Genomic DNA, 16329 nt, shown 5'->3' on the forward strand with positions numbered 1-16329 from the left:
TGACGGATATGTTGCGCTCTGGAGTGATCGCGAAAAAGGTGGGGATGACCCGCCTGTTCATGGAGGATGGCCGCCAGGTTCCGGTGACCGTTCTGCAACTGGATAAATTGCAAGTGGTGGCACAGCGGACGCCTGAGAAGGATGGCTATTCGGCGGTTCAGCTTGGCGCTGGCACGGCCAAAGCCAAACGTACAAGCGCCCCGATGCGCGGCCATTTCGCGGCCGCCAAGGTGGAGCCGAAGCGCAAGGTGGCTGAGTTCCGCGTGGCCGCTGAGAACTTGATCGGCGTGGGTGAAGAAATCACCGCCAATCACTACTTTGAAGGCCAGTTCGTGGATGTCTCTGGCACCTCGATCGGTAAAGGTTTCGCCGGCGCGATGAAGCGGCACAACTTCGGGGGTCTTCGGGCGTCTCACGGTGTGTCGATCTCTCACCGCTCGCACGGTTCGACCGGTCAGTGTCAGGACCCAGGCCGCGTCTTCAAAGGCAAGAAAATGGCCGGGCACATGGGGGCTGCCAAGGTGACGACGCAGAACCTGCAGGTTGTGCGCACCGATGCAGACCGTGGCCTGATCATGATCAAAGGCGCTGTTCCCGGGTCCAAAGGGGGCTGGGTGACGATCAAGGATGCGGTGAAAAAACCGTTCCCTGAGAATGCTATTCTGCCTGCCGCGCTGAAATCGGCTGCTGAGGAAGCTGAAAAGGCCGCAGAGGAAGCCGCCGCCGCCGCTGCTGCGGAAGCCGAAGCTGCCGCTGCTGCTGCCGCAGAAGCGGAACAGGCTGCGATGGAAGCCGCAGAAGCCGACACCGCAACCGAGGCACCTGCCGAGGACGCCGAGAAGAAGGACGGTGAGGAATGAAACTCGACGTGATCAAACTGGACGGCAAGAAAGCCGGTTCCGTCGATCTGGGCGAAGACATCTTCGGCCTGGAGCCGCGTGCCGACATTCTGCACCGTGTGGTCCGCTGGCAGCGCAACAACGCGCAGGCCGGCACCCATAAGGTCAAGACCCGGTCCGAGGTCAGCTATTCGACCAAGAAGATCTATCGCCAGAAAGGCACCGGCGGCGCTCGCCACGGTGCGCGCTCTGCGCCGATCTTCCGCGGCGGTGGTGTCTATAAGGGCCCGGTTGTCCGCAGCCACGGCCATGATCTGACCAAGAAGTTCCGCAAACTGGGCCTGAAGCACGCGCTTTCGGCGAAGATGGCGGAAGGCTCGCTGGTCGTGATCGACAACGCCGATTTGGACGCACCCAAGACCAGCGCGCTGGCCAAGCAGGTCAAAGACCTGGGCTGGAAACGCGCGCTGATCATCGACGGGGCCGAGGTGAATGAAAACTTCGCTATGGCCGCACGCAACATCGAAGGTCTCGATGTGCTGCCGTCGATGGGCGCAAATGTCTATGACATCCTCAAGCGTGACACGTTGGTGCTCACCAAAGCGGGTGTCGAAGCACTGGAGGCTCGCCTGAAATGAGCGCAGACGCATCCCATTACGACGTGATCCGCAAGCCGGTCATCACCGAGAAAGCCACCATGGCGTCCGAACAGAACGCCGTGGTCTTCGAAGTGGCGATCGACGCGAACAAACCGCAGATCAAAGAGGCGGTTGAAACCCTCTTTGGCGTAAAGGTCAAAGCGGTCAACACGACGATCACCAAAGGCAAATCCAAGCGGTTCCGGGGACAACTCGGCCGCCGCAAGGACGTCAAGAAAGCCTATGTGACTCTCGAAGAGGGCAACACGATCGATGTGAGCACTGGTCTCTGATTTTCCGGATCAGGTGTGAAGATTGAAGCCCCGGCTGCGTGAGCGGTCGGGGCTTCAATCTTTTAGGTTTGTCTTGGCGCCAGAACTGAATTGGGTTCGTTGTCCATATCGCCGACGAAGCTCAGTCGCTTCGAGTGATGAACTTGGCTCTTTCTAGCAACTCGTCAAACGTCAGGATCTCGATGGTTCTATTCTCTAACCGAAACAGCTCGAAAGTATCCTGCATTATCTGTCGTGATCTTTCGTCATCCGCTGTCGCAAACTCATCGCGTGTTCCAATAACAAGGATCGACTTTGCATTTCTGGTTCGAGCTTTGAGCTTCGATGTGCCCGCCTTGTTCCAGTGATCGCCGGTTTGCGCGAAAGATAGCCATTCGGCTTTCTGCTCGAGGATTTGAGAGACCGCACTGGTGAACTCTGGGCTGAAATCCCACGTCCCGGCCCGACCCCCTCTGCTCGGCCTGAATATCTTCGTGTCGGGGCGTTTGATCTCAACCAGCACAGTGTAGTCAGTAAACGTACCAAGAAAGTCAACGATGGGTTTGTTTTTATTATCGGTTCCAGAGCTGCCAACAACCATCTCGCGGTCGAACTGCCTCAATATGCGGTAATCTAAGCCATACCCAAAAACCCACTGCTCACGATCAAAAAAGTCTTGCCAATCCGCCTCGCCCCAATCGCTGGCGTTAATATGCGATTGGAATTCGTCTAAACCCTGCCTCCTGCCGAGAAGCGTATTGATGTCTTCAGCGGTAAGGGAGTCCTTGAGTGCCAGCAAAACGGCGTCTCGCTGAGTTTCAGTCATACCTCTGATCCGTTCGACTATGCCTCTGTCGACCGCATCGATTATTGCCTTGGGTCCGGCTTGGGTAGAAATGTCCTCAACTTGGAAGTTATCTTCGTTTGAGAGGTTGATGAACTCAATTTGCTTCAAAAACGACAAGAGGCGGGAGAACTCGTCTTGCCTAAACGTGAACTCCTCCTTTTCATGAGCTTGGATCCAGTCTCCGACTCGCGATTGAAAAGTCTGAAGGTTAGGTTAGGCGTCGTATGTGCCTATCATCCTGCGAAACGACTGCGGTGACCTGTGTCTTACGCTTTTGGCCGGTCAGGCGAAGGCAGAGAGCACCTTCAATCTCACCCAAATGAACACTATCCGAGCCTTCAAATACCATGCGAACTTGCCGCAAGCGTTCTGTAGATCTCTCATCGTAAGAGAAGACCCTTGAAATGTAGGTCTTTCCTGCTTTGCGTAGCTTAAAGTAGTCGGCGTCATCCATGTCTAAGCATAATAGCCCCGACAAACTCGATGGATGCAAGGTTTCACCAGTGTTTACCGTCCATTGAACCTATGTCGCTTGACCCCCACTCCCCCATCCCTTAACAGACCCCATCGGCAAGGCCCCGGATTCGTCCGGGGTTCTGCTTTTGGTTGAAAGACCTCCAAATTCAGGGACCTCCGGGGCCCTATACATCAAGAGACGGGATCAACCTCCCGCAAAGCAAACGGAAGACAGAAAGCATGGCACTCAAGTCGTATAAGCCGACGACGCCGGGCCAGCGTGGGCTGGTGCTGATCGACCGTTCGGAGCTTTGGAAAGGTCGTCCGGTCAAGTCCCTCACCGAGGGTTTGACCAAGAATGGCGGCCGGAACAATACCGGACGGATCACGATGCGTCGCAAGGGCGGTGGGGCGAAACGCCTCTATCGCATCGTCGATTTCAAGCGGAACAAGATGGATGTCGCGGCAACCGTCGAGCGGATCGAATATGACCCGAACCGGACCGCGTTTATCGCCCTGATCAAATATGAAGATGGCGAGCAGGCCTATATCCTGGCGCCGCAGCGTCTGGCGATTGGCGACAAGGTGATCGCGTCGGCCAAGGCCGATATCAAACCGGGCAACGCGATGCCGTTCTCGGGTATGCCGATCGGCACGATCATCCACAATATCGAGATGAAGCCCGGCAAGGGCGGCCAGATCGCCCGCGCCGCAGGCACCTATGCTCAGTTTGTGGGTCGTGACGGTGGCTACGCGCAGATCCGGCTCTCCTCGGGCGAGCTGCGTCTGGTGCGTCAGGAATGCATGGCCACGGTTGGCGCGGTCTCGAACCCCGACAACTCGAACCAGAACCTCGGTAAAGCGGGCCGCAACCGTCATAAGGGCATCCGCCCCTCTGTGCGCGGTGTTGTGATGAACCCTGTCGATCACCCCCATGGTGGTGGTGAAGGCCGGACCTCTGGCGGTCGTCACCCCGTGTCGCCTTGGGGCAAGCCCACCAAAGGGGCCCGGACCCGGAACAAGAACAAAGCGTCGTCGAAGCTGATCATCCGCTCGCGTCACGCCAAGAAGAAGGGGCGCTAAAGCATGTCGCGTTCTGTTTGGAAGGGTCCTTTTGTCGACAGCTATGTCCTCAAGAAGGCCGAAGCCTCCCGCGAGAGCGGCCGCAACGAGGTCATCAAGATCTGGTCGCGTCGCTCCACCATCCTGCCCCAGTTCGTGGGCCTCACCTTCGGTGTCTATAACGGTCGGAAGCATATCCCCGTGAACGTCACCGAAGAGATGATCGGTCAGAAGTTCGGGGAATACTCGCCCACGCGGACCTATTACGGTCACGCCGCCGACAAGAAGGCGAAACGCAAATGAGCAAGGATAAGAACCCCCGCCGCGTGGCGGAGAATGAGGCGATGGCAAAGTCCCGCATGCTGCGCACAAGCCCGCAGAAGCTGAACCTTGTGGCGCAGATGATCCGTGGCAAGAAGGTGGAGAAGGCGCTGGCCGATCTGACCTTCTCGAAAAAGCGGATCGCCGTGGATGTGAAGAAATGCCTTCAGTCCGCCATCGCCAATGCCGAAAACAACCATAACCTGGATGTGGATGAGTTGGTCGTTGCCGAAGCTTATGTCGGCAAGAACCTGACCCTGAAACGCGGACGTCCGCGGGCTCGGGGCCGGTTTGGCCGCATCATCAAGCCGTTCAGCGAGCTGACCATCACGGTCCGCCAGGTCGAGGAGCAAGCGTAATGGGTCATAAGGTCAATCCGATTGGCATGCGCCTGCAGGTGAACCGCACCTGGGACAGCCGCTGGTATGCCGATACCAAAGATTACGGTGATCTTCTGTTGGAAGACATCCGTATGCGCGAATTCATCAACGAAGAATGCAAGCAGGCGGGTGTGTCCCGTGTGATCATCGAGCGTCCGCACCGCAAGTGCCGCGTCACGATCCACACAGCGCGCCCGGGTGTCATCATCGGTAAGAAAGGTGCGGATATCGAAACGCTGCGCCGGAAACTTGCCGCGATGACCGAGAGCGAACTACATTTGAACATCGTCGAGGTGCGCAAGCCCGAGCTGGACGCCGCATTGGTGGCCGAGAGCATCGCGCAGCAGCTTGAGCGTCGGGTGTCGTTCCGTCGCGCGATGAAGCGCTCGGTTCAGAACGCCATGCGTATGGGCTCGCTCGGCATCCGGGTGAATGTCGCGGGCCGCCTTGGCGGTGCCGAGATTGCACGGACGGAATGGTATCGTGAGGGCCGGGTGCCGCTGCACACGCTCCGCGCGGATATCGATTACGCACACGCAGAAGCCAAAACCGCCTATGGTATCATCGGCATCAAAGTCTGGATCTTCAAAGGTGAGATCATGGAGCACGACCCGTCGGCTCGTGATCGTAAGCACCAGGAGCTCCAGGAAGGTGGTGGCCCGCGCCCCCGCCGCGACCGCTAAGGAGTAGATGAGATGCTGCAACCAAAGCGCACAAAGTTCCGCAAACAGTTCAAAGGCCGGATCAAAGGTGAAGCGAAGGGTGGGTCTGACCTGACCTTCGGCACCTATGGTCTGAAGGCGCTTCAGCCTGAGCGTGTCACCGCGCGTCAGATCGAAGCCGCCCGTCGCGCCATGACCCGTCACATGAAACGTCAAGGCCGGGTCTGGATCCGGATTTTCCCTGACGTGCCGGTGACCTCTAAGCCCACCGAAGTGCGGATGGGTAAAGGTAAGGGTTCGGTCGACTATTGGGCCTGCAAAGTGAAGCCGGGTCGGATCATGTTCGAGATCGACGGCGTGTCGGAGCCCGTCGCCCGCGAAGCTCTGCGCCTCGCCGCGATGAAGCTGCCGGTCAAGACCCGTACGGTCGTTCGCGAAGACTGGTAAACGGCGGAAAACGCGTTCCCGTGTTTTCCTGCCAGTGAGGTGTAGGCGATTTTCGAAAAATCGTCCGAGCCTGACTCAGGCTGAGAATTTGGTAACCCTCGTCCCGGAACTGGGCGGGGGTTATCTCTTTTTAGTGGGTAGTTTGGCCATCTCAATGCGGCACTGTGCGAGATCATTCGCCCGTTCGAGTCATCTCCGCAATCATCGAGATCATCTCGAACATCACCGCCGTTGCGGTCAGCGCCGTGATTTGGTTCGGGCTGTCTTTCGTCGGCATCATGCAGACAATGTCGCCGCCGATGATATTCATGCCGCGCACCGCGCGCAAAAGCGCCACCGCCTCGTCGATGTCGAAGCCCTTTTCTCCGGGTTCCAGGTTTGACACGCCGGGGGCGATCGTCGGGTCGAGGCAATCCAGATCGAAGGTGATATAGACGGGTCGCCCGGCCAAAACCTCTTTGATCTGCGCCACCACATCCGCCAAGCCACGGCTGCGGAACTCGGCCATGGTCACGACGTTGTAGCCATAGTCATAAGACGGTTGCAGCCAATCGATCGTGCGCGGATGACCGCGAAGCCCGATTTGCATCGAGTGATGCGGGTCAATCTGACCCTGATCGGCCAGATAGGCGCCCCAATGCGCGGCCGATTTCTTTGCGCCCAGGAAATGATCCACCTTGGTGAAGACATCTGTGTGTGCGTCAAGATGGAGGAAACAAACCGGCTCACCGTCCGCGATCTGACCCCGCCCAAGGGCTTGGACAATGCCGCCGGTGATGGAGTGATCGCCACCCACGGAAACGGGGCGTGCGCCCGCGGCGTCGATTTCCTTGTAGAAGGCGGTGATGTCGGCGATGCAGGCCTCGTTGTCGTTCGCGCGCGGCAGGGGCACATCGCCGACATCGACGATCTTTGCCGCCGCCCATGGGTCGATCCCGAAGGCCCCATGCACCCGGCGCGACACGGCCGAGACGTTTCTGAGCGCCCGGGGGCCAAGGTGTTGATCCCGCTCGGTGGTGCCGTTGCCGGTGGAATGCGGCACGCCGACCAGCGCAATATCGGCCCCCTCCGCCGAGGCGTTTGGGCAGCGGAACATCGTCGGGATGCCCCACCAATAGAGATTGTCCATCATCGAGGTGAGATGTTGATCCGCCATGTCCGCGCCTTTCTGGTGCCTCGTATCAGAGCCCGAACGTTAGGGTTGCCGGCCTGTTCGAGCAAGGCATTCGCGCCTCTCGCCAATTGGTGATGGCTCGGCTATTCAGGCGCCATGTCCCAGATCAAATCTCTCTTCGTGACCCGCCTCTATCACGCCCGCTTGTCCGAGTTGGGCAAGACCTCCATCGACCCCGATGAATTGGAGGCGTCTTGCCTGTCGATTGCTGAGGATGACGCGGCGGGGCAGGACTGGTGCGTTGAGAATGGCTATGCGGGCTATACGAGCTACGCCTCGCTCACCGATCTGCCCTGGCGGTTTCCGATCTTCAAGGACCTGAAAAAGACGCTCGACAAACATGTGAAAGCCTTTGCTAAGGATCTGGAGTTTGATCTGGGTGAGAAGAAGCTGAAACTCGATAGTCTCTGGATCAATATCCTGCCCGAGGGCGGTATCCATACCTCCCATATCCACCCGCATTCGGTGATCAGCGGCACGACTTATGTTGCCGTGCCCGAAGGCGCCAGCGCGATCAAATTCGAAGACCCGCGCTCAGCGATGATGATGGCCGCCCCGACCCGGCTGCCCGAGGCGCGCGAGGAGTTGCACAGTTTCATCTATGTGGCGCCCGAGGTCGGGGATGTGCTGCTCTGGGAAAGCTGGCTGCGGCATGAGGTGCCGATGAATATGGCGGAGGATGATCGGGTGAGTGTCAGTTTTTATGGGTGGGGGTAATGTTCTCTAGCTAGTTGACTGTCTTGGCGTATACTTTGCAACATGCGGTTGATGAATTCGGTTGTTTTTTGAAAGGATGCAACCCATCTCATGCGGATGAGATAACAGGTTGGCAACATGGCAAACTCAATTAAAAAAGAGAAGGTCAAGGGTGGCTGGGTGGCGCGTCACACAGTGTCGGGACGTTTTGTATCTGTTGTGAGCGGGACCTCGAAGTCCAACCGAAGTGCTAAGACTGGCGAAGTGGTCAAGGAGGCTTCGGAAAAGCGTGGCAACGCTTTGAAGCGCTTGGCAGATAGGTAAGCGACATTATCGTGTAACTCTTGCTGATGCGCTTGAGGCGCACGACGAGGCGTTGAGGTATGGCGGGCGTTCCGGAATTTCGAGCTTACACCTAATCGAGTCTGCGTTAGCCAGGCCATACTCGGGTTACCATCGTCCTATTGCGGCAAAATCTGCGGCGTTGTTGCACAGCATGGTTGGGAACCACGGGTTCGTCGACGGAAACAAACGAACGGCATGGTTATTGACGGAAGTTCTGATTGCAAGAAGTGATTATCGTTTGGACATCCCAGATGAGGAGCCAATCGATGATCTTGTTGTGGCTGTCGCGTCTGGATTAGTTGGGTATGAGGTCTTGCGGACTTGGTTTTCTGAACGGCTTGTAAAGCCCTAGTGCAGTCTGTCGAAGTTTATGCTTGGCAACATGTGCGCTAAGCCCTATACGCACCCCTCATTCACCACCTCCACCAGAATCACGGTGACCCTGAGCGGGGCCGTCTGGTGATGTTGAAAGGAAGATCAGGCGATGAACGCCCAAGAACTGCGTGACAAGACGCCGGATCAGCTTCGTGAGGAGCTCGTCCAGCTGAAGAAGGAGGCCTTCAACCTCCGCTTCCAGCAAGCCACTGGTGCGCTGGAAAACACCGCCCGTATGCGCGAGGTCCGTCGGGGCGCCGCGCGGGTGAAAACCATTCTGAACCAAAAAGCGGCAGACGCTGCCAAGTCGGAGGCCTGAGACTATGCCCAAACGCATTTTGACAGGCACCGTGACCAGCGACGCCAATGCACAGACCGTGACCGTCTCCGTGGAGCGTCGCTTCAAGCACCCGGTCATGCAGAAGACCATCCGGAAGTCCAAGAAGTATCGGGCGCATGATCCGGAGAACACGTTCAAGGTAGGCGACACCGTCCGTATTCAGGAATGTGCCCCTGTCTCGAAATCCAAACGCTGGGAGGTGCTTGCCTCCTAAGGGCAAGCACACCCGGTTTGAGCGAAACCCTGGGGCGGAAGGTCCCCAAAGGTCGGGAGAAACCAAATGATCCAGATGCAGACCAATCTGGATGTTGCTGACAATAGCGGCGCGCGCCGTGTTCAGTGCATCAAGGTCTTGGGTGGGTCCAAGCGGAAATACGCAAGCGTCGGTGACGTGATCGTAGTGTCCGTGAAGGAAGCCATCCCACGTGGTCGCGTGAAGAAGGGCGATGTCCGTAAGGCCGTCGTCGTGCGCACCGCCAAGGAAGTCCGCCGCGAAGACGGTACTGCGATCCGCTTTGATCGGAACGCCGCCGTGATTCTCAACAACAACAACGAGCCGATCGGCACCCGGATTTTCGGGCCGGTTGTGCGCGAGTTGCGTGGCAAGAACTTCATGAAAATCATCTCGCTTGCGCCGGAGGTGCTCTGAAGATGGCTGCTAAACTAAAAAAGGGCGACAAGGTCGTCGTATTGGCCGGCAAGGATAAGGGCAAAGAGGGCGAGATTTCGTCTGTTGACCCGAAATCCGGCAAGGCCGTCGTGGATGGGATCAACATCGCCATCCGTCACACCAAGCAAAGCCAGGCCAGCCAGGGCGGTCGCATCCCTCAGGCGATGCCGATCCAGTTGAGCAACTTGGCGCTTCTGGACGCCAATGGCAAAGCCACCCGCGTCGGCTTCAAAATCGAAGACGGTAAAAAAGTGCGCTTCGCCAAGACCACGGGGGACGTGATCTGATGTTGGACACTGCAAACTATACCCCGCGTCTCAAGGCGCTGTATGCCGAGACCATCAAACCGGCGCTGATCGAAGAGTTCAGCTATGCCAACCCGATGATGGCGCCGCGTCTGGACAAGATCGTTCTGAACATTGGTGCTGGTGCAGAAGCCGTCCGTGACAGCAAGAAGGTCAAATCCGCTCAGGAAGATCTGACCGCCATCGCCGGTCAGCAGGCCGTTGTGACCAAGGCCAAGAAATCCATCGCGGGTTTCCGGGTCCGTGAAGAGATGCCGCTTGGCGCCAAGGTCACGCTGCGCGGCGATCGGATGTATGAATTCCTGGACCGCTTGATCACAATCGCCTTGCCGCGCGTCCGCGACTTCCGCGGCGTATCCGGCAAGTCGTTTGATGGCCGTGGCAACTACGCCATGGGTATGAAAGAGCACATCGTGTTCCCAGAGATCAATTTCGACAAGGTCGATGAGGTCTGGGGGATGGATATTGTCATTGCCACCACCGCGAACACCGACGCGGAAGCGAAGGCGCTGTTGAAAGCTTTCAACATGCCTTTCAACAGCTGAGCGCGGGAGAGAAGAGACCATGGCAAAAAAAGCAATGATCGAACGCGAATTGAAGCGTCAGAAGCTGGTGGCACAATACGCCACCAAGCGCGCGGCGCTGAAAGAAATCGCGAATGATGAAACCAAACCGATGGAAGAGCGTTTCAAGGCCCGCCTGAAGCTGGCGAAACTGCCGCGCAACAGCTCTGCCACCCGGTTGCACAACCGTTGCCAGCTGACCGGACGCCCCAAGGCGTATTACCGCAAGCTGAAAATGTCGCGGATCAAGCTGCGTGATTTGGCCTCCAATGGTCAGATCCCCGGCATGGTCAAGTCGAGCTGGTAGGGGAGATATAGATTATGACTGATCCTATCGCAGACATGCTCACCCGGATCCGCAACTCTTCGATGCGCGGTAAATCCACGGTGATGACGCCCGCCTCCAAACTGCGGGCCTGGGTTCTGGATGTGTTGGCCGACGAAGGCTACATCCGCGGCTATGAAAAGGTAACTGGGGCCGATGGTCATCCGGCTATCGAGATTAGCCTGAAATACTACGAGGGTGAGCCCGTTATTCGCGAGTTGAAGCGGGTCTCCAAACCCGGTCGCCGCGTCTATATGGGTGTGGGTGACATTCCGCAGGTCCGTCAGGGTCTGGGTGTGTCGATTATCTCCACGTCCAAGGGCGTGATGTCGGATGCAAATGCACGCAACGCCAATGTCGGCGGCGAAGTGCTTTGCACCGTATTCTAAGGAGGGAACGATGTCTCGTATTGGCAAAAAGCCGGTTGATCTTCCCTCTGGCGTCGAAGCGTCGATCTCGGGTCAGACGATTGAAGTGAAAGGCCCGAAAGGCGCCCGCAGCTTCACCGCAACCGATGATGTGACCCTGGCCGTGGAAGACAACGCTGTGACGGTGACCCCGCGCGGCAAGTCGAAACGTGCCCGGCAGCAGTGGGGCATGAGCCGCACGATGGTGCAGAACCTGGTCACCGGCGTGACCGACGGGTTCAAGAAAGAGCTTGAGATCCAGGGTGTGGGCTATCGGGCGCAGATGCAGGGCAACACCCTGAAACTGTCGCTTGGCCTGTCCCATGAAGTGAACTTCGAAGTGCCGGCCGGTGTGACCGTGACGGCACCGAAAGTCACCGAAGTGATCATCGAAGGCAATGATGAGCAACTCGTCGGCCAAGTCGCGGCCAACATCCGCGAGTGGCGGAAGCCAGAACCTTATAAGGGCAAGGGCATTCGCTATAAGGGCGAGTATATCTTCCGCAAGGAAGGCAAGAAGAAGTAAGGGCGCGAACAATGGCAAACAGCAAACGAGTTCTGTTCCAGAAACGCCGCCTGCGCGTTCGGAACAAATTGCGGAAAACGGCAGATGGGCGTCCGCGCCTGTCTGTGCACCGTTCCAACAAAAACATCAGCGTGCAGCTGATCGACGATGTGAACGGCGTGACGCTCGCCTCGGCCTCCTCGCTGGAGAAGGATCTGGGCGTCGTCGGCAAGAACAATGTCGAAGCGGCCACCAAGGTGGGTGAGGCGATTGCCGCGCGCGCCAAGAAAGCCGGTGTCGAAGACTGCTATTTCGACCGCGGCGGGTTCCTCTTCCACGGCAAAGTGAAGGCTCTGGCCGACGCGGCGCGTGAAGGTGGTCTGAAGTTCTAAGACCCGTTCAGGGTCCAAGCAAATGTAGGCGGCGTTCGCGCCGCCTCGATGATCGGGGGGCAATGTGCCCACTGCGATCGGAGATCAAGGCGCGGAGTGCGCCGCTAGGAAAGGATGCCGCTCATGGCAGAACGTGAAAACCGAGGGCGTGGCCGCGGCCGCAACCGCGAAGAGGAAACGCCGGAATTCGCCGACCGTCTGGTTGCGATCAACCGTGTGTCCAAAACCGTGAAAGGTGGTAAGCGCTTTGGCTTCGCCGCTTTGGTGGTTGTGGGCGATCAGCGGGGCCGTGTGGGCTTCGGCAAGGGCAAAGCCAAAGAGGTGCCCGAGGCGATCCGCAAGGCAACCGAGCAGGCCAAACGTCAGTTGATCCGCGTGCCTCTGAAAGAGGGCCGGACACTGCATCACGACATGTTGGGCCGTCATGGCGCAGGCAAAGTCGTCATGCGGACGGCACCGGAAGGAACCGGGATCATCGCCGGTGGTCCGATGCGGGCCGTATTTGAGATGCTGGGCGTGAAAGACGTGGTCTCGAAATCGACCGGGTCACAGAACCCCTATAACATGATCCGCGCCACGCTGGACGGTCTCAAGAAAGAGTCCTCTCCGCGTCAGGTTGCGGCACGTCGCGGCAAAAAGGTTGCTGACATCCTGCCTAAGCGGGATGAAGCACCGGCAGCCGAGACTGCGGCTGAGGAGGCCTGAGACCCATGGCAAAAACCATTGTTGTGAAACAGATCGGTTCGCCGATCCGCCGCCCGGAAAAGCAGCGCCAGACGCTGATCGGCCTGGGCCTGAACAAAATGCACAAGACTCGCGAGCTTGAGGACACCCCCGCCGTGCGCGGCATGGTCCGCAATATCCCGCATCTGGTGGAGATCATCGAAGAGCGCGGCTAAGAGCCGAGGTTTTCGAGGGAATACGAGACGCTCCGGTGGCAACGCCGGGGCGTTTTCTTTTTGCCGGGTTTGGGGTGTCTGCTCGTTTCCGATGATTCTGTGATATACTTGTTTGACGCAACTAATGGAGGCGTCAATGTCCCTTACATCTGCCGAACTCGAGATGGTGCGGGACAGTCTGGGCCGCCTGCGCAAGGATTTCGAAGCGCACTCAACCTATTTCTATGATGCGCTGTTTCGCCGAGCTCCAGAGCTGCGCAAGATGTTCCGTGACGACCTGACCGGGCAGGGGATGAAGTTCATGACCACGCTCGATGTGATCGTGCAGAAACTGGACGATGAAGAGCACCTCGCCAGCCAGTATCAGAGCCTTGGTCGAAGCCACGCGATCTTGGGCGTGCATGCGGGCGACTTCGCGCCGATGGAGGAGGCGCTGATTGACACGATGCGGAACGCATTGGGGGAGGGTTTCACGCCAGAACTAGAGCAGGCTTGGCGCAAGGCCTATGCAGAAGTGAGCCGCAATATGATCCGGCGGGGAGGGATCGAGGTATGATGCCATCGGATCGCGCAGCGTCCCGTCTTCCCCTGCCCACCCCACATACTCACTTGAAAACCTGATAACGCCCGTCTATACGCCGCCAGTGGTCTTCCGAAGACCCGACTCAAACATCAAGAAACGCCGCGTCTGTCCATCTCGCTTCGGGGGCAGTTCCGGCTAAGGAGAAGCGATATGAAATTGCATGAATTGCGCGATAATCCCGGCGCAACCAAGAAAGCCAAGCGCGTGGGCCGTGGCCCCGGCTCTGGCACTGGTAAGACCGCCGGTCGCGGGATCAAAGGTCAGAAATCCCGTTCGGGTGTGGCGATCAATGGCTACGAGGGTGGCCAAATGCCACTCTATCAGCGTTTGCCCAAGCGTGGCTTCAACAAGCCGAACCGGAAGAAATTCGCGGTGGTCAATCTGGGCCTGATCGAGAAATTCGTCGAAGCCGGCAAGCTGGACGCGAAGAAAGACATTACTGAGGATACGCTGCTCGAGGCTGGCATCATCCGTCGCAAGCTTGATGGCGTGCGCGTTCTGGCGAAGGGTGAGGTTACGTCCAAACTGGAAGCTGTCCGTGACTGGCGCGTCGAAAGCGGCCGTTGAAGCGGTTGAGAAAGCCGGTGGCAGCCTCACCGTGGCGGCGGCTCCTGCGGCGGAATAACCCGTTAAAGGGTTCGTGACCTTTTAGACGGTTGTGGGGGCGGGCCCGCCCCTTACATCTAGCCCCAAGGTTTTTTCCGCGCCGCGCGATCGAACCCCGATCTCGCGGCGCAATGCATAAGAGAGACAGCATGGCATCTGCGGCAGAGCAAATGGCAGCGAACATGAGCTGGAGCGCGTTCGGCAAAGCGACCGAACTCCGCCAGCGTATCTTGTTCGCGATTGGTCTTCTGATCATCTACCGGATTGGTACCTATATCCCTGTGCCGGGGATTGATGGTGTCGAGCTACAACGGTTCTTCGACGATGCGGCGGCGGGTTTGGGCGGCGTGCTCAACATGTTCACCGGCGGGGCGCTGTCTCGCATGGGCGTCTTCGCGCTCGGGATCATGCCCTATATCTCGGCCTCGATCATCGTGCAGCTGATGGCGGCGATGGTGCCGCAGCTTGAAGCGTTGAAGAAAGAGGGCGAGTCCGGTCGCAAGAAGCTGAACCAATATACCCGGTATGGTACCGTGGTTTTGGCGACGTTCCAGGCTTACGGTATTGCCGTGTCGCTTGAATCCGGTGGCTTGGTGACTGACCCGGGTTGGTTCTTCCGCGCCGCATGTGTGATTACGCTGGTCGGTGGCACGATGTTCCTGATGTGGCTGGGTGAGCAGATCACCGCGCGCGGCATCGGCAACGGCATCTCGCTGATCATCTTCGTTGGCATTATCGCCGAACTTCCCGCCGCTTTGGCGCAGTTCTTTGAGCAAGGCCGCCAGGGCGCATTGGCGACGCCGGTGATCCTAGGGGTGATCTTCATGCTCTTGGCGACACTGACCTTCGTGGTCTTCATGGAGCGATCGCTTAGGAAGATTCATATCCAATATCCGCGTCGTCAGGTGGGGATGAAGGTCTATGACGGCGGCACCAGCCATTTGCCGGTCAAGGTCAACCCGGCCGGTGTGATCCCTGCGATCTTTGCGTCATCGCTCCTTTTGTTGCCGACGACGCTCTCGACCTTCTCGGGCACTGAGGCCTCTGGCCCAGTGATGGCCTGGATTCTGGCGAATTTTGGGCCGGGGCAACCGCTCTATCTGTTGTTCTTTGCCTCGATGATCATCTTCTTCACGTATTTCTATACGCTGAACGTGTCGTTCAAGACCGATGACGTGGCCGATAACCTGAAGAACCAGAACGGGTTCATCCCCGGTATTCGGCCGGGCAAGAAGACCTCGGAATACCTGGAATACGTCGTCAATCGTGTCCTGGTTCTGGGCTCGGGCTATCTGGCGCTGGTTTGTCTTCTGCCAGAGATCGTGCGGACTGAACTGGCAATTACGGCCTATTTCGGCGGCACCTCGATCCTGATTATCGTCTCGGTGGGGATGGACACTGTGCAACAAATCCAGTCTCATCTCTTGGCCCATCAATATGAGGGGCTGATTGAGAAATCGCAGCTGCGCGGCAAGAAAGGCCGAGGCACTGCACGGAAGGGACCAGCACGTCGATGAACATCATACTTCTGGGGCCGCCAGGCGCCGGTAAGGGCACGCAAGCCCGCCGGCTGGTGGAAGAGCGCGGCATGGTGCAGTTGAGCACCGGAGACATGCTGCGCGAGGCACGGACCTCAGGAACGGAGATGGGCCAGCGGGTCGCCGCGATTATGGATGCGGGCGAGTTGGTCACCGATGAGATCGTTATCGGGTTGATCGAGGAAAAGCTGCAAGGCGATATCGGCGGCGGGGTGATCTTCGATGGATTCCCGCGCACGCTTGGTCAGGCCGATGCGCTGGCAGACTTGTTAGAGCGCAACGGCCAAAGCCTCGATCACGTGGTCGCCATGGAAGTGAATGATGACGCGTTGGTTCAGCGGATCACAGCACGTGCGACCTGCGGCAGTTGCGGCGAAGTCTATAACGACATTACCAAGCCGATCCCGGCTGATGGAAAGTGCTCGAACTGCGGCGCGTCTGACTTCAAACGCCGGGCCGACGACAATGAGGAAAGCCTCAAAACCCGGCTGATGGAATATTACAAAAAGACCTCGCCGCTGATCGGGTATTACCACGCCAAGGGGCAGCTTAGATGGGTGCCGGGCCTGGGCGAGATTGATGAGGTTGCGGCGTCGATCAAGGAAACACTTGACACCCCGTAAAACACTCTTGACGACTGCGCCAAATGATCTTAGGTGCAAGCCTTCCTTAGGGAATCGAT

26 protein-coding genes and 1 pseudogene are annotated in these 16329 nt (G+C 58.1%); 25 read left to right on the forward strand and 2 right to left on the reverse strand.

Going from position 1 to position 16329, the window contains the following annotated elements; genetic code table 11:
- Nucleotides 1-8: 8 nt before the first annotated feature.
- From rplC to QTA57_RS07345, 3 genes are read left to right on the forward strand one after another with little or no spacing between them, the layout of a single operon-like run.
- Nucleotides 9-860, forward strand: a complete 852-nt coding sequence (gene rplC / locus QTA57_RS07335; protein WP_145214975.1) for a 50S ribosomal protein L3 — start codon at nt 9-11, stop codon at nt 858-860.
- Complete coding sequence (gene rplD / locus QTA57_RS07340; RefSeq protein ID WP_145214978.1) at nt 857-1477, forward strand: 50S ribosomal protein L4; 621 nt, start codon at nt 857-859, stop codon at nt 1475-1477. The genes rplC and rplD overlap by 4 nt, the downstream gene beginning before the upstream one ends.
- Nucleotides 1474-1770: a 50S ribosomal protein L23 gene (locus tag QTA57_RS07345; RefSeq protein WP_145214981.1), complete on the forward strand. Its 297-nt coding sequence runs from the start codon at nt 1474-1476 to the stop codon at nt 1768-1770. Before rplD ends, QTA57_RS07345 begins: the two co-directional genes overlap by 4 nt.
- A gap of 121 nt (nt 1771-1891) precedes the next feature.
- On the opposite strand, the gene QTA57_RS07350 is transcribed toward QTA57_RS07345, so the two are convergent.
- Nucleotides 1892-2713 (reverse strand): Shedu immune nuclease family protein, encoded by an 822-nt coding sequence (locus tag QTA57_RS07350; protein WP_290154305.1) that lies wholly within the window; start codon nt 2711-2713, stop codon nt 1892-1894.
- A 579-nt stretch (nt 2714-3292) separates the two neighbouring features.
- Between QTA57_RS07350 and rplB the strand changes: the two genes are divergently transcribed.
- The 5 genes from rplB to rplP are packed head-to-tail and all read left to right on the forward strand — an operon-like array spanning nt 3293 to nt 5924.
- Nucleotides 3293-4135: a 50S ribosomal protein L2 gene (rplB, locus tag QTA57_RS07355; protein ID WP_145214987.1), complete on the forward strand. Its 843-nt coding sequence runs from the start codon at nt 3293-3295 to the stop codon at nt 4133-4135.
- Between the two features lie 3 nt (nt 4136-4138).
- Nucleotides 4139-4417: a 30S ribosomal protein S19 gene (rpsS, locus tag QTA57_RS07360; RefSeq protein WP_145214990.1), complete on the forward strand. Its 279-nt coding sequence runs from the start codon at nt 4139-4141 to the stop codon at nt 4415-4417.
- A complete protein-coding gene (rplV, locus tag QTA57_RS07365) occupies nt 4414-4794 on the forward strand; it encodes a 50S ribosomal protein L22 (RefSeq protein WP_145214993.1) in 381 nt (126 codons plus the stop codon). Before rpsS ends, rplV begins: the two co-directional genes overlap by 4 nt.
- The gene (gene rpsC, locus QTA57_RS07370; protein ID WP_145214996.1) at nt 4794-5498 is read left to right on the forward strand and encodes a 30S ribosomal protein S3; all 705 of its coding nucleotides are present in this window, start codon (nt 4794-4796) and stop codon (nt 5496-5498) included. The genes rplV and rpsC overlap by 1 nt, the downstream gene beginning before the upstream one ends.
- A 12-nt stretch (nt 5499-5510) precedes the next feature.
- Nucleotides 5511-5924 carry a 50S ribosomal protein L16 gene (rplP, locus tag QTA57_RS07375; RefSeq protein WP_145214999.1) on the forward strand — a complete coding sequence of 138 codons (414 nt, stop codon included), beginning with the start codon at nt 5511-5513 and terminating at the stop codon, nt 5922-5924.
- A gap of 172 nt (nt 5925-6096) precedes the next feature.
- On the opposite strand, the gene QTA57_RS07380 is transcribed toward rplP, so the two are convergent.
- Nucleotides 6097-7080, reverse strand: a complete 984-nt coding sequence (locus QTA57_RS07380; protein ID WP_290154308.1) for an arginase family protein — start codon at nt 7078-7080, stop codon at nt 6097-6099.
- A 114-nt stretch (nt 7081-7194) separates the two neighbouring features.
- On the opposite strand from QTA57_RS07380, the gene QTA57_RS07385 reads away from it, so the two are divergent.
- From QTA57_RS07385 to QTA57_RS07460, 17 genes and pseudogenes are all read left to right on the forward strand, one after another.
- Nucleotides 7195-7815, forward strand: a complete 621-nt coding sequence (locus QTA57_RS07385; RefSeq protein ID WP_290154309.1) for a TIGR02466 family protein — start codon at nt 7195-7197, stop codon at nt 7813-7815.
- Between the two features lie 466 nt (nt 7816-8281).
- On the forward strand, nt 8282-8491 hold the full coding sequence (locus tag QTA57_RS18570; RefSeq protein WP_407933509.1) for a Fic family protein: 210 nt from the start codon (nt 8282-8284) through the stop codon (nt 8489-8491).
- 132 nt (nt 8492-8623) lie between these two features.
- The gene (gene rpmC, locus QTA57_RS07390) at nt 8624-8833 is read left to right on the forward strand and encodes a 50S ribosomal protein L29 (protein ID WP_171561494.1); all 210 of its coding nucleotides are present in this window, start codon (nt 8624-8626) and stop codon (nt 8831-8833) included.
- A 4-nt stretch (nt 8834-8837) separates the two neighbouring features.
- Nucleotides 8838-9068, forward strand: coding sequence for a 30S ribosomal protein S17 (gene rpsQ, locus QTA57_RS07395; protein WP_145215008.1), 231 nt, complete (start codon nt 8838-8840; stop codon nt 9066-9068).
- Between the two features lie 66 nt (nt 9069-9134).
- On the forward strand, nt 9135-9503 hold the full coding sequence (gene rplN, locus QTA57_RS07400; protein ID WP_068340767.1) for a 50S ribosomal protein L14: 369 nt from the start codon (nt 9135-9137) through the stop codon (nt 9501-9503).
- Nucleotides 9504-9505: 2 nt separating this feature from the next.
- Nucleotides 9506-9811 (forward strand): 50S ribosomal protein L24, encoded by a 306-nt coding sequence (gene rplX / locus QTA57_RS07405; protein WP_145215014.1) that lies wholly within the window; start codon nt 9506-9508, stop codon nt 9809-9811.
- Nucleotides 9811-10374, forward strand: a complete 564-nt coding sequence (gene rplE, locus QTA57_RS07410; RefSeq protein WP_171561490.1) for a 50S ribosomal protein L5 — start codon at nt 9811-9813, stop codon at nt 10372-10374. Before rplX ends, rplE begins: the two co-directional genes overlap by 1 nt.
- Before the next feature lie 19 nt (nt 10375-10393).
- The gene (gene rpsN, locus QTA57_RS07415) at nt 10394-10699 is read left to right on the forward strand and encodes a 30S ribosomal protein S14 (protein ID WP_145215020.1); all 306 of its coding nucleotides are present in this window, start codon (nt 10394-10396) and stop codon (nt 10697-10699) included.
- 14 nt (nt 10700-10713) lie between these two features.
- A complete protein-coding gene (rpsH, locus tag QTA57_RS07420) occupies nt 10714-11106 on the forward strand; it encodes a 30S ribosomal protein S8 (protein WP_145215023.1) in 393 nt (130 codons plus the stop codon).
- Between the two features lie 10 nt (nt 11107-11116).
- Nucleotides 11117-11650, forward strand: coding sequence for a 50S ribosomal protein L6 (gene rplF / locus QTA57_RS07425; RefSeq protein WP_145215026.1), 534 nt, complete (start codon nt 11117-11119; stop codon nt 11648-11650).
- 11 nt (nt 11651-11661) lie between these two features.
- Complete coding sequence (gene rplR / locus QTA57_RS07430; RefSeq protein ID WP_171561489.1) at nt 11662-12021, forward strand: 50S ribosomal protein L18; 360 nt, start codon at nt 11662-11664, stop codon at nt 12019-12021.
- 123 nt (nt 12022-12144) lie between these two features.
- On the forward strand, nt 12145-12726 hold the full coding sequence (rpsE, locus tag QTA57_RS07435) for a 30S ribosomal protein S5 (protein WP_171561487.1): 582 nt from the start codon (nt 12145-12147) through the stop codon (nt 12724-12726).
- A gap of 5 nt (nt 12727-12731) precedes the next feature.
- Nucleotides 12732-12920, forward strand: a complete 189-nt coding sequence (rpmD, locus tag QTA57_RS07440) for a 50S ribosomal protein L30 (RefSeq protein WP_290154313.1) — start codon at nt 12732-12734, stop codon at nt 12918-12920.
- Nucleotides 12921-13056: 136 nt separating this feature from the next.
- Nucleotides 13057-13476, forward strand: coding sequence for a globin domain-containing protein (locus QTA57_RS07445; protein ID WP_290154314.1), 420 nt, complete (start codon nt 13057-13059; stop codon nt 13474-13476).
- Nucleotides 13477-13653: 177 nt separating this feature from the next.
- Nucleotides 13654-14128 (forward strand): annotated as a pseudogene (gene rplO, locus QTA57_RS07450) (50S ribosomal protein L15).
- A 130-nt stretch (nt 14129-14258) separates the two neighbouring features.
- Entirely contained in the window at nt 14259-15626 is a 1368-nt protein-coding gene (gene secY, locus QTA57_RS07455) for a preprotein translocase subunit SecY (RefSeq protein WP_145215041.1), read from the forward strand.
- Nucleotides 15623-16270, forward strand: coding sequence for an adenylate kinase (locus QTA57_RS07460; RefSeq protein WP_145215044.1), 648 nt, complete (start codon nt 15623-15625; stop codon nt 16268-16270). Before secY ends, QTA57_RS07460 begins: the two co-directional genes overlap by 4 nt.
- The last annotated feature ends 59 nt before the right edge of the window (nt 16271-16329 follow it).

This window comes from Fontisubflavum oceani (assembly GCF_030407165.1).
In the GTDB taxonomy this organism is placed as follows: domain Bacteria; phylum Pseudomonadota; class Alphaproteobacteria; order Rhodobacterales; family Rhodobacteraceae; genus Rhodophyticola; species Rhodophyticola oceani.